We start from the raw sequence: 12,360 nt of genomic DNA, 5'->3' as shown, positions 1-12,360 counted from the left end.
ACTCTCCCAATCATTCATTGATTCTCTGTCGCGCCAGCACTCTGGTTTGAACACCCCCGCGAGGCGCCCACGGTGCCGGGCATTGAGATCACTTTGCTCTTGCGCCAGGGCGCCCGCCTGCGGATGGGGGCGTAAACGCGCTTGCGGGCAAGGATACAGTAATATGCGCCGACCGGCAGGAAATGACCGTTCTCATTCAGGGTACGGTGATTCCTGGTGGAGTAGCCTTCCTTTCTCTGAACCGGCAGGGTGCAGAAATGGGTGCAGGAAGTCTCAAGCTCAAAGCCGAGTAGCCGGAGCCAATCCTCCATCCGTGATCGCATCAGGAAGCGTCCTCCCCAGGGCCCTTGATGGTGCCTTGAAAGCAGACGCCTGACACCCCAAAGGCTCAGTGGATTGAATCCAATCAGCGCAATACGCCCCTCGCCCCTCAGCACCCGGGCCGATTCCCGCAATACCTCGTGGGGATCCGGGGAGAAATCCGCTGTGTGGTGCAGTATCACCAGGTCCATGGAGTCCCCTGGAAACGGCAGTTCGTCAGCATCACAAACCGCTACTCCATCCGGCATTTGCGGGTGCCAGCCAGGCGTGGTTATGATTTTCTGGACGAAATCGGCGCCGCTGGCAAGCGGCAGCCTGTGGCTTAGCCCCACCTGCAGTTGCCGGGCCCCGGCCAGGTCTTCGAATGCATGATCAAGTACCCGGCGCTGGCTGGCCAGCAACGATCTGCCAAGCGGAGTCTGGAACCAGCGTTCGAAACTCTCATGCCTTTGTGAGTAGTCCACCGCCCCTGAGGCGCCCAATCTGAATCTCTGCATTAACCGGATTCCCCTGCACCGCCTTTTGTTCCCGGCTCACGAACGACCCTTGGGATAGAAACGGCGTTGGACTATCATAACAGCCACATCCAAAGAGCACATGGGGTCATGCATGTTCGATATCCAGGCCATTCCTGCGTTTTCCGATAACTATATCTGGTGCCTCTGCGACCGGTCATCCGGCAAAGCGCTGGTGGTAGACCCGGGGCAGGCCCAGCCGGTGGAAGACTACCTGGAAAGTCAGCAGCTGGTTCTGGATACCATACTGGTCACCCACCACCACCCCGACCACACGGGCGGCATCGCCGGCCTGGCAAAGACCTTTCCGAATGTACGCATAACGGGCCCGGAGGATTCCCCCTTCAAGGGCACCACCAACCCGATCCATCCCGGTGACGAAGTGGTCTGGCAAGGCCTGACCTTCGACGTCATGGCGGTACCGGGCCACACTCTCGACCATGTTGCCTACTACTCGGAAACTGAGATTGATGATCGCCCTGTGCTGTTCTGCGGCGACACGTTGTTCGTTTGCGGCTGCGGGAGGCTGTTCGAGGGCAAACCCGAGCAGATGCGACAGTCCCTGGAGTCGTTGCGCGCCCTGCCAGATCAGACCGGGGTTTACTGTGCCCACGAATACACCCTGGCCAATCTCCGGTTTGCCCGCAGCTGGTTGCCAGACGACAAGGCCCTCGAGCAGTTTGAGCAGGACTGTCAGGCCATGAGAGACCGTGGCGAGCCAACCGTACCCTCCAGTATTGGCGCAGAAAAAACCCTCAACCCATTTATGCGCTGGGACCAGCCGGAAGTGATTGAAAGCGCCCGTCAATATGCTGCAAGGCAGGGTCTGCCATGCGATTCAGCGGATTCGGTGTTCGCGGCCATTCGACACGGCAAGGACCATTTCTAAGCCGTTAATGGTTGAGTTCTTAACATTTCTTCTCACAGCCGTAACATCAGCTGTATTGACCCCCGGAAAAGGGCTCCCATAGAATCCAAGCCTGTTTGTTACCGTAACTCATTAATGTGCCGGGTTTCTGTCCATACCCGGCCAATATCCGGAAGCTGTGCTTATGTCGGTGAAACGATTGTCTTATGTGCTGATTGCCAGCACCCTCCTCTCAGGCTGCAGCACCAGTCAGGTTCTTGAAAACTGGCACACACCGTCAGCCTGGTTTGGTGAAGACAACAACACCGCAGACAGCAACCCCCTGGATTCTGACGAAGTCGTGGTTGCGCAGGGCGACGAGGGTCTAAAGAAATCGGTTGCGTCCGGAAACGGTGACCAGGCCAGCGATGCACCGCTGGACGACGCCATCGCCCCCGAACTGCGCAAGCAAGCCAGGGAAGCACGGGAGAAACTGGATAACCCCCGTAACAGCCAGGACGTTGCGACTTCGGAATCCGATTTATGGGACCGGCTTCGAGCCGGATTCCAGATGGACCATTCCGTTGACAACGCCCGGGTTCAGGCACAGCTGGACTGGTATGCCCGCCACCCCCGCTACATTGACCGGGTGGTTGAACGTGGCTCCCGATACCTCTACCACATCCTGGAAGAAACCGAAAAACGGGGTCTACCCAACGAACTCGCACTGCTGCCCGTTGTTGAAAGTGCCTTTGACCCCTTCGCCTATTCCCACGGGCGTGCGGCAGGCTTATGGCAGTTCATCCCGTCAACCGGCAAGTATTTCGGGTTGACACAAAGCTGGTGGCACGATGACCGCCGGGATGTCATTGCGGCAACCGATGCAGCCCTTACGTACCTTGACCGCCTGGCCAACCGCTTTGATGGCGACTACACCCTGGCCCTGGCTGCCTACAACGCGGGTGGCGGCACAGTATCCAGCTCCATTCGCCGTAACCGCAACGCCGGCAAGTCCACAGACTACTGGTCGCTGAGCCTACCCACCGAGACCCGGCACTACGTACCCAAGCTGATTGCGCTGGCCAAGATCTTTGACGACCCAGAAGCCTATGGCATCGAGTTGCCTGCCCTGAAGAACGAACCGTTTTTCGAGGTGGTTGATACTGGCTCGCAACTGGATATCGCTCAGGCCGCAGAACTTGCTGGCGTCGAAATCAATGAAATCTATTTGCTCAACCCCGCCTATAACCGCTGGGCCACCAATCCGGATGGCCCTCACCGGCTGCTGGTTCCGGTCGAGAAAGCCGAGGGCTTCCGTACAGCGCTTGCCGATTTCCCGACCGAGCAGCGGGTGTCCTGGCAGAATTACCGGGTGCAGAAAGGCGATAGCCTGAACACCATCGCCCGAAAGTTTTCGACAACACCTTCCGTCATCCAGCAGGTTAACAAGCTGAACAGCGATCTCATCCGCATCGGCCAGCAGCTGCTGATTCCCTCGGCCACCAAGGGTTCAGAGACCTATGCGCTGAGCCAGAGCCAGCGCCTGCAACGCACCCAGGAGCGGCAACGGGATGGCAACAAGGTTAACTACACGGTCCGCCGTGGCGATACCTTCTGGGACATTGCCCGGGAACACCGGGTTTCGGTACGGGAAGTGGCGGCCTGGAACGGTATGGCGCCGGGCGACCCACTGATCCCGGGCAAACAACTGGTGATCTGGTCTAAAACCGCACAACCCACCAAGAATGTTGCCAGTAGCCAGCGGGACAGCGCCATGGTTCGCAAGGTGGGATATCGTGTGCGCCAGGGTGACTCGCTGTCTGCCATTGCAAGCCGCTTCTCGGTGAATGTGCGGGATATCGCATCATGGAACGATCTTAATACCAACCGTTATCTGCAACCCGGCCAAAGTCTGGTACTCTACGTGGACATAAGAAACAGCCCATAACGTGCGAGAACCATGACAAAAACACGGAAAGCACCTCACCTGACCCTGTCTGGACTGATCACGTCCCTGGCCTTGATGGCCACTCCGCTTTTTTCCGCTGCTGACGATCACCATGAAAACGGGCCAGCGCCCGTTCATGGGATCGCCATGCATGGTGAGTTGAAATACCCGGAAGGCTTCAGCCACTTCGATTACGTTAATCCCGAGGCGCCCAAAGGCGGCACCCTGAAGCTGTCCGTGGTATCCAACGGGTTCGACAGCTTCAACCCGTTTGTGATTCGCGGCGTAGCAGCTGCCGGCGTCAGCACTTACGTCTATGACACACTGATGGAATCGTCTTCTGACGAGCCATTCTCCGAGTATGGGTTGATTGCCGAGAGCGTGGAGTTTCCCGAAGACCGCCGGTACGTCATATTCAATTTGCGGGAAGAAGCGAGATTTCAGGACGGCACCCCGATCACCGCCAAAGACGTCGAGTTCTCGCACCGTATCCTGACCACTGAAGGGCACCCCTTCTACCGCAACTACTACGCGGATGTGCGCAAGGTCACGATCGAGAACAGTCATCGTATCCGATTCGATTTCGGCGAAACCGATAACCGTGAGCTGCCTCTGATCCTGGGGCAAATGCCTATTCTCCCGGCCCATTACTGGGAAGAGCGGGAGTTTGGTCGAAACGGTCTGGACATTCCGGTGGGCAGTGGGCCCTACCGCATTGGTTCGTTTGATGCTGGGCGCTCTGTTACCTATGAGCTAATTGAAGACTACTGGGCAAAGGACCTGCCCGTACGTGTAGGACGTTTCAATTTCCAGCGCATCCAGTACGAATACTACAACGATGACACGGTAGCGCTGGAAGCCTTCAAAGCAGGCAACTTCGACTTCCGCCAGGAAACCTCCGCAAAGAACTGGGCAACCGCCTACACCGGCCGGCGTTTCGAAGATGGCCGAATCGTTCGCGAGGCCATCCCTCATCAACGCCCAAGCGGTATGCAGGGTTTTGTCTTCAACACCCGAAAGCCGGTATTCCGTGACCCGAAGGTCCGCCAGGCCCTGGCTTACGGCTTTGACTTCCAGTGGGCTAACCGTAACCTGTTCTTTGACCAGTACACCCGGACCAACAGCTATTTTGAAAACAGTGAACTGGCCTCATCCGGCCTACCTGAAGGCCCTGAACTGGACATCCTGGAACGCTTCCGGGATCAGCTGAACCCGGAGGTCTTTACCCGCGAGTACACCCCACCGGACACCAGCGACAGCCGGTCCATGCGAGACAATCTGCGGGCGGCCATGGAACTGCTGAACGAGGCCGGCTACAGCATCCGTGGCGGCAAAATGGTGCATGAGGAAACCGGCAAGCAACTGAGCTTTGAAGTGCTGCTGTTCCAGAAGAGTTTTGAGCGGGTGGTGCTGCCCTTTACCCGCAACCTGGAACGCCTGGGCATAGACGTCACCGTGCGCCTTGTTGACAGCAACCAGTACATTCAACGGGTGCGCAGCTTTGACTTCGACATGATCACCCAGGTGCTGCCGCAATCAGACTCCCCGGGTAACGAGCAACGGGAATACTGGCACTCCAGTACCGCAGAGGTATCCGGCTCCCGGAATTTCATGGGCGTTAATGATCCCGTGGTAGACCAACTGGTCGACATGGTCATCCAGGCGCCGGACCGGGAACAGCTGGTGCACCGTGTTCGAGCGCTCGACCGGGTGCTTCTGCACAGCCACTATGTAATTCCGCACTGGCACCTGACCAAAGACCGGGTAGCCTACTGGAACCATTTACAGCGACCTGAGGTCACACCGAAAAATGGTATCGACCTGAACAACTGGTGGATCAACCGTTGATCCGCCGACTGTCACCAACGCTGTAACGAAAGGATTCCTCCCCTAAATGGGCATCTACATTCTCCGGCGGCTAGCACTGATCATCCCCACGCTGGTGGGGATTATGCTACTCAATTTCATCATTGTTCAGGCTGCACCGGGCGGCCCGGTTGACCAGCTTATTGCCCAGATGGAAGGCCACGGCAGCAGTGCCCTGGCACGGGCGGGCGGTGGAGATACCGGTGGTGAAGTCGTCACCAGCTCCGGCGACAGCCGGGGTTCCCGAGGCCTGCCACCGGAATTGCTGAAAGAAATCGAGGTGATGTACGGTTTCGACAAGCCCGCCCATGAACGCTTCCTGAAGATGCTCAAGGATTACGCCACGTTCAATTTCGGCGAATCCTTTTTCCGGGACCGTACCGTCGTTGAGCTGATCATCGACAAGATGCCGGTTTCCATTTCCCTGGGGCTCTGGTCCACCCTGATCATTTACCTGATTTCCATCCCCCTGGGCATTCGCAAAGCCGTGTCTGACGGCTCCCGATTCGATGTCTGGACAAGCTCTGCCATCGTGGTTGGCTATGCCATTCCCGGCTTCCTGTTTGCCATTCTGTTGATCGTGCTGTTTGCCGGCGGCAGCTATTTCGACTGGTTCCCCCTCCGGGGCCTCACCTCGCCGAATTTCGATGAGCTCAACTGGTACCAGAAGATCGCTGATTACTTCTGGCACCTTGCCTTGCCGGTGACCGCCAATGTGATTGGCGGCTTTGCCACCCTCACCCTGCTGACCAAGAACTCATTCCTGGATGAGATCGGCAAACAATACGTGGTGACGGCCCGGGCCAAGGGTCTGGGAGAAAAACAAGTGCTGTATGGCCATGTGTTCCGCAACGCCATGCTGATTGTGATCGCCAGCATGCCGGGTGTTCTGGTGTCCCTGTTCTTTACCGGGTCCTTGCTGATTGAAGTGATTTTCTCCCTGGACGGCCTTGGCCTGCTCGGCTTTGAGGCGGCCCTGAACCGGGATTACCCGGTGATTTTCGGCACTCTATACATCTTCACCCTGATGGGTTTGATTCTGAAGCTGATCAGCGACATCACCTATGTGCTGGTAGACCCGCGCATCGATTTTGAAAGCCGGGAGGGCGCATAACCATGCCCCGACTGACGCCCATCCAACAGCGCCGGCTGCGGAATTTCAGGAATAATCGCCGTGGTTTCTGGTCACTGTGGCTTTTCCTGGCCCTGTTCGGTCTTTCCCTGGTGGCAGAGCTAATCGCCAACGACAAGCCACTGGTGGTCTCCTATCAGGGCGATGTCTATTTCCCGGTAGTCCAGATGGTGCCCGAGGAAACCTTTGGCGGCTTTCTGCCCACAGAAACCGACTACCGGGATCGCTTCATCCGGGACGAAATAGAGGCCAACGGCTGGATCCTCTGGCCGCCGATCAAATTCAGCTACAACACCATCAACTATGAACTGAGCGTACCCTCGCCCGCACCACCCAGCGCCGAACACTGGCTGGGTACAGACGACCAGGGCCGGGACGTGGCTGCCCGGGTCATCTACGGCTTCCGGATTTCCGTGGTTTTTGGTCTGACCTTGACCATCGCCAGCTGCATTGTCGGCGTGATCGTCGGTGCCATTCAGGGCTTTTACGGCGGCAAGGTGGACCTGTTCGGCCAGCGCTTTATTGAGATCTGGTCCGGCCTGCCAATGCTGTACTTGCTGATTATCCTCTCCGCCATTGTCCAGCCCAACTTCTGGTGGTTGCTGGGCATTATGTTGCTGTTCAGCTGGATGGGGCTGGTGGATGTGGTTCGTGCCGAATTCCTGCGGGCGAGAAACTTCGAATACGTAAAAGCGGCCCGGGCGCTCGGGTTGGGTAACCGGCATATTATGTTCCGGCACATTCTGCCGAACGCCATGGTGGCCACCCTCACCTTTCTGCCGTTTATCCTGACTGGCGCGATTACCGGGCTTACCTCGCTGGATTTCCTGGGCTTTGGCCTGCCGTCCGGTTCACCGTCCCTGGGGGAGCTGATCGCCCAGGGTAAGGCCAACCTCCATGCCCCCTGGCTGGGCATTTCTGCCTTTGTGTCCCTGTCGGTGATGCTGACGCTGCTGGTATTTGTAGGCGAAGCAGTGCGCGATGCCTTTGACCCGAGAAAGAACTGATATGAGCGACCTCCTGACCATCTCGGATCTGTCCATCCACTTTGATAACGGCCCGTTGGTCGTAGACAGCCTGTCGCTGCGGGTTGGTCTCGGCGAAACCCTGGCGCTGGTGGGCGAAAGCGGCTCTGGCAAATCGGTGTCGGCCCTGTCTGTTCTCAGGTTACTGGATGCCCGGCACGCCCGTTATCCTTCTGGCAAGATTCTGTATCGTGGCGAAGACTTGCTGGGCGCAAACGATAGCAGGTTGAGGCAAATCCGCGGCCGGGAGATCAGCATGATCTTCCAGGAGCCCATGACCTCGCTCAACCCCTTACACACGGTTGAAAAGCAGATCACCGAAACTCTGGAGCTACACAAGGGCATGCGTGGCCCCCAGGCCCGAAAGCGTTGTATTGAACTGCTCGACCTGGTGGGCATTCCCGAGCCAGAGCGGCGCCTGAACAGCTACCCACACCAGCTGTCCGGTGGCCAGAAACAGAGGATCATGATCGCCATGGCCCTGGCCAACGAACCGGATCTGCTAATCGCCGACGAACCCACCACGGCTCTGGATGTGACCGTACAGAAACAAGTACTGGAGTTGCTGGAATCGCTGAAACAGAAACTCGGCATGGCCATTCTGATGATCACTCACGACCTGAGCATTGTCCGCCGCTATGCGGATAGAGTGGTGGTTATGGAACAGGGTCAATGCGTTGAGGAAGCCGCCACCGAGCAACTGTTCACCGCGCCTGCGCACCCCTATACCCGGAAGCTCATTGATGCGGAACCACCAGAAAACCCTCTCCCACCGACTGATGGTGGTAGAACACTGATGGAAGTCACGGGGCTGAATGTTCAGTTCCCTATTCGCAAGAACCTGCTGGGCAAGGTCAAGGAGAGTTTCCACGCGGTTCAGAACGTGAGTTTTGCCCTGCAACCAGGCGAGACACTGGGTATTGTCGGTGAAAGCGGCAGTGGCAAAACCACCATCGGACATGCGCTACTGAAGTTAACCGCCAGCACCGGGAGTATCCGGTTGGCGGGAACCGAACTTGGGCCTCTGTCCCAGAAGCAGTTCCGACCCTGGCGCAAGCGGGTCCAGATTGTCTTTCAGGATCCTTTCGGTAGTCTGAGCCCCCGGATGTCGGTGGCTGAAATTGTCCGTGAAGGGCTAGAGATACACGACACCAACGATGCCGAGCAACACGACGCCAGAGTGATTCAGGCACTGAAGGATGTGGGGCTGGACCCAGACGCCAGGCACCGTTACCCCCACGAATTTTCCGGCGGGCAGCGACAACGCATTGCCATTGCCCGGGCACTGGTGTTGCAGCCGGAACTGATCATTCTCGATGAGCCTACCTCCGCCCTGGACCGGACCGTCCAGAAGCAAGTGATTGAGCTTTTACGGGAAATTCAGGCCAGATATAAGCTAAGCTACATCTTTATCAGTCATGATCTGGCTGTCGTTCGGGCACTCAGCCACAAATTGCTGGTGCTGAAGAACGGCCAGATAGTGGAGTACGGGGCCGCAGAGGCTATTTTCCGGGCACCGAAACAGGACTACACCCGGGAACTGCTGACCGCGGCTTTCTTTTATCAGCCTACGACCAATTGACCGTTACGCCCGCCGACGCATGTCGGGGATAATGCGCTGAAACCAAGGAACACAGGGAGCAGATACCCATGGGAATCCTCAGTGGCAAGAAAGCACTGATTGTTGGTGTAGCCAGCAAACATTCCATCGCCTACGGCATCGCCGAGGCATTCGCCCGTGAAGGCGCTGAACTGGCCTTCACTTACCAGAACGAAAAGCTTCAGTCCCGGGTTGAGAAATTCGCGGATCAGTGGGGCAGTCAGCTGACGTTCCCCTGCGATGTGGCCAGTGACGAGCAGATTGACGCTGTGTTCACCGAGCTCAACAAACACTGGGATAACATCGACATCATTATTCACGCTGTTGGTTACGCGCCAGCGCATGAACTCGACGGTAACTATGTGGATGTGACCACCCGTGACGGTTTCCGTATCGCCCACGACATCAGCTCCTACAGCTTTGTCGCACTGGCCAAGGGCGCTCGCAAGATGATGCATGAGGGCAGCAGCCTGCTGACCTTGAGCTATCTCGGTGCGGAAAGGGTTCTGCAGAACTACAACGTCATGGGGCTTGCCAAGGCCTCACTGGAAGCCAACGTGCGCTACATGGCCGCCAGCCTTGGCCGGGAAGGTATTCGGGTAAACGGTATTTCCGCAGGCCCGATCAAGACTCTGGCTGCTTCCGGCATCAAGAGTTTCCGCCGAATGCTGGCCGAGAACGCCAAGCAGGCTCCCCTGCGCCGCAACGTCACCACTGAAGAAGTCGGTAACGCCGCAGCGTTCATGTCTTCCGATCTTGCCTCTGGTATTACTGGTGAGATTCTCTACGTGGATGGCGGCTTTAACATCACCGGGATGAGCGAACTGGAATCCTGATTGTCATCCTGTGAAGTCATCAAATAAGCCGGCTCCATGCCGGCTTATTTGTTCAACTCTCAGCAAGGGCTGTGGCAACTGCATCCATCCATTCCAGATAATCCGTCTCATCCGATTCCAGAATCTGGACACCCATCAGGTATTCCTGGCCCGTTTCACGGCACCACACAACCTCCACCATTAACCGAAACCGCTGCGTTTTGTGCCCAAGACTGATCTCCGCCATCAGCAACGAGTTCAGCACCAACGGCTCCGACGAGACAAGGCTCAGGCCCCTCGCCGAAATATCGCGAATCTGGCATTCAAGAGGAACGGCATCCTGTACCTCAACATCCGGTTCAGGTGACTCAAGCCACAGCCATGCCCGAGCCCTGGCGGTTAAACGATATTCCTCGCGATTGTCCTGCCCACCGGGTAACCCCTGGGAGCTTCCGAACTCGTAGTTATCATCAACCATAAGCCATCCTCAGTTACGGCCAACACGGATCCGGCCAACAACCCGGCTCAGGGTGTCGTCGAACTCTGCTGCACTCCCCAATATCCGGATGCGGCCTGATACAACCCCGGATACCAGCTCATCGTGTAGAAACTCACGGCGATTAAGCCCCAGACGGTCCACGAACACGAACTTCCGGGATGCAGAAATCTTGACCGCCAGTTTCAGCCTGGTCGGTTCCTCATCATCCTTCTGGGCGGCCAGTACAATCCAGCCTCCCAAACCAATACTATCCACCTGTTTGGCCGCCGCCAGCTCACGTTCTTTCTGGAGACGTTCGTGCTCCGCTTTCTCATCTTCCTGGCGCTGACGTTCCACTTCGGCCCTCTGTTGCTCCAGGGCTGCCTGTTTTGCCTCTTCTTCGGCCTTTCTTGCGCGCTCGGCGGCTTCCTTCTCCTTTCGCAGTGCCTCTGCCCGAGCCCTCGCTTCCCGAGCCGCCTCTTCACGTTGTTTCTGCTGTTTCTCGCACACCTTGAACAACAGATTCACGGTTTCCGAGAGCACCTCACCAAACGGTGTCGGAGCCGGTAAGGGCCGCAGGGTGTCGGCTTCAAGATCTGCCAGGAACAGCGCCCAGTCCTGCAGGCCGAGCTTGACGCCGGCGCCGTTGGTCCAGAGCACTTCCCCACTATCTTCGAGCAGCGCGAACAAATAACGCCTTTGCTCAGCGGCGCCCTCACCTTCGACAAACCAGCGGCCGATAAAGCCCTCGGCCTGTTGCGGGTCTACCGAAGCCAGCGATAGCCAACGGCTGTCCCAGGTCAGACTGGTGCCGCTACCCAGGGCAGGCTTGAGTTCCGGCACCTCGCCGCGGATACGCGCTACGATAACCGTCTGAATATCCGCCAAAGCGTTCTCCGGTAACCCCTGGCCGAGGGCCCGGGTCCACACATCCTGTATCCGGTCTCCTATCTGCTCGCCTACATGGTAAAGCCGGTTCCGGTCTCTGTCCGACAGTGCAGGATCACCAAGCCATACCAACCACTCGAGCAGTTTGTTGGCGTGTCGATACAGCTCACTGTCTGTGCCCTCGGACCAGACGCTCTGTTTGAGAACCTTGTACCAGTCTTCGATGATGAATCGACTGATGACCACCGGTAACTCACGCCCTGTCAGTGCCCTGCCGATCAGCGCGCGGGAAACCTGGTCGGCAAGACGCTGCCGCGAAGCACCACGCTCGGTCTCAAGAAGACGTTCACGCAACCGGCTGACCTGGTGCTCACCTTTCTCCCGGTCATCAAGCCATTGTTTACAATAGCTCTCCACCAGTTCGGGCTGGCCACTTTCAAAGCTGCCGGACACCGCGATAACCAGGCTGTCCAATTGGTCCAGCAACACCCTGGATGATCGCCCCCCGGTATCACTCCACCCCCGCCACTCCTGCAGGTTGTCCAACCAGTCAAGAACAACGTCGCTGAACACATTGGTTCCGCGGGTATCGAGCTGCCACGCCAGCCAGAACCGTAATCTGGCAATACGACTGACCAGGGCACGATGCAAACCACTGGTTTTCAGGAACACGTCCATTATCCGGTCAGACAGATAGGCTGCATTGACCTGGCGCACGGTCCATTCGATCTGCACCGACCGCAGAACGTCCGTTACCCGCTCGTCCCGTTGTTCCGTCCAACAGGAAAACAACAGCGGGCGCCAATCGGCATTGGACTCAGGTGACGATTTTCCGGCCGGATAGGGTAAATCCGGCACCCGGATACCCGAAAGAACCTGCGTAATCCTCTCTGAAACCACCTTTCGGGGGGAAGAGTCTGCTTGT

Annotated in this window: 10 protein-coding genes; 7 read left to right on the top strand and 3 right to left on the bottom strand. The window is 57.5% G+C overall.

The annotated features are described in order from the left end of the window. Positions 1-14 precede the first annotated feature (14 nt). Positions 15-818 (bottom strand): class I SAM-dependent methyltransferase, encoded by an 804-nt coding sequence (locus ACNSOI_RS09695; protein WP_342632430.1) that lies wholly within the window; start codon positions 816-818, stop codon positions 15-17. Between the two features lie 112 nt (positions 819-930). Here ACNSOI_RS09695 and gloB point away from each other — a divergent pair, with 112 nt between their 5' ends. The 7 genes from gloB (at position 931) to ACNSOI_RS09660 (ending at position 10,090) form a co-directional block, all read left to right on the top strand. Further along, complete coding sequence (gene gloB / locus ACNSOI_RS09690; RefSeq protein WP_420195683.1) at positions 931-1,725, top strand: hydroxyacylglutathione hydrolase; 795 nt, start codon at positions 931-933, stop codon at positions 1,723-1,725. 163 nt (positions 1,726-1,888) lie between these two features. Next, positions 1,889-3,631, top strand: a complete 1,743-nt coding sequence (locus ACNSOI_RS09685) for a LysM peptidoglycan-binding domain-containing protein (protein WP_420195682.1) — start codon at positions 1,889-1,891, stop codon at positions 3,629-3,631. 12 nt (positions 3,632-3,643) lie between these two features. Beyond that, positions 3,644-5,479 carry an extracellular solute-binding protein gene (locus tag ACNSOI_RS09680; protein ID WP_420195681.1) on the top strand — a complete coding sequence of 612 codons (1,836 nt, stop codon included), beginning with the start codon at positions 3,644-3,646 and terminating at the stop codon, positions 5,477-5,479. Between the two features lie 46 nt (positions 5,480-5,525). After that, positions 5,526-6,611, top strand: coding sequence for a microcin C ABC transporter permease YejB (locus ACNSOI_RS09675; RefSeq protein WP_420195680.1), 1,086 nt, complete (start codon positions 5,526-5,528; stop codon positions 6,609-6,611). A 2-nt stretch (positions 6,612-6,613) separates the two neighbouring features. Beyond that, positions 6,614-7,636, top strand: coding sequence for an ABC transporter permease (locus ACNSOI_RS09670; protein ID WP_058089731.1), 1,023 nt, complete (start codon positions 6,614-6,616; stop codon positions 7,634-7,636). Position 7,637: 1 nt separating this feature from the next. After that, a complete protein-coding gene (locus tag ACNSOI_RS09665) occupies positions 7,638-9,236 on the top strand; it encodes an ABC transporter ATP-binding protein (protein WP_420195679.1) in 1,599 nt (532 codons plus the stop codon). A 68-nt stretch (positions 9,237-9,304) separates the two neighbouring features. Beyond that, positions 9,305-10,090 carry an enoyl-ACP reductase FabI gene (locus ACNSOI_RS09660; protein ID WP_061331157.1) on the top strand — a complete coding sequence of 262 codons (786 nt, stop codon included), beginning with the start codon at positions 9,305-9,307 and terminating at the stop codon, positions 10,088-10,090. 52 nt (positions 10,091-10,142) lie between these two features. On the opposite strand, the gene ACNSOI_RS09655 is transcribed toward ACNSOI_RS09660, so the two are convergent. Then, entirely contained in the window at positions 10,143-10,547 is a 405-nt protein-coding gene (locus tag ACNSOI_RS09655) for a PilZ domain-containing protein (protein ID WP_061331156.1), read from the bottom strand. A gap of 9 nt (positions 10,548-10,556) precedes the next feature. After that, entirely contained in the window at positions 10,557-12,293 is a 1,737-nt protein-coding gene (locus ACNSOI_RS09650) for a DUF1631 family protein (RefSeq protein WP_286255478.1), read from the bottom strand. Positions 12,294-12,360 lie beyond the last annotated feature (67 nt).

It is taken from the genome of Marinobacter sp. GH_1 (genome assembly GCF_048595985.1).
Classification (GTDB): domain Bacteria; phylum Pseudomonadota; class Gammaproteobacteria; order Pseudomonadales; family Oleiphilaceae; genus Marinobacter; species Marinobacter shengliensis.
This window is presented reverse-complemented; position numbering and strand designations above follow the sequence as displayed.

Excerpts from the sequence above, each read along its gene's own strand:
- ACNSOI_RS09695 (WP_342632430.1), bottom strand. The coding sequence starts at position 818 with ATGCAGAGATTCAGATTGGGCGCCTCAGGGGCGGTGGACTACTCACAA.
- gloB (WP_420195683.1), top strand. The coding sequence starts at position 931 with ATGTTCGATATCCAGGCCATTCCTGCGTTTTCCGATAACTATATCTGG.
- ACNSOI_RS09685 (WP_420195682.1), top strand. The coding sequence starts at position 1,889 with ATGTCGGTGAAACGATTGTCTTATGTGCTGATTGCCAGCACCCTCCTC.
- ACNSOI_RS09680 (WP_420195681.1), top strand. The coding sequence starts at position 3,644 with ATGACAAAAACACGGAAAGCACCTCACCTGACCCTGTCTGGACTGATC.
- ACNSOI_RS09675 (WP_420195680.1), top strand. The coding sequence starts at position 5,526 with ATGGGCATCTACATTCTCCGGCGGCTAGCACTGATCATCCCCACGCTG.
- ACNSOI_RS09670 (WP_058089731.1), top strand. The coding sequence starts at position 6,614 with ATGCCCCGACTGACGCCCATCCAACAGCGCCGGCTGCGGAATTTCAGG.
- ACNSOI_RS09665 (WP_420195679.1), top strand. The coding sequence starts at position 7,638 with ATGAGCGACCTCCTGACCATCTCGGATCTGTCCATCCACTTTGATAAC.
- ACNSOI_RS09660 (WP_061331157.1), top strand. The coding sequence starts at position 9,305 with ATGGGAATCCTCAGTGGCAAGAAAGCACTGATTGTTGGTGTAGCCAGC.
- ACNSOI_RS09655 (WP_061331156.1), bottom strand. The coding sequence starts at position 10,547 with ATGGTTGATGATAACTACGAGTTCGGAAGCTCCCAGGGGTTACCCGGT.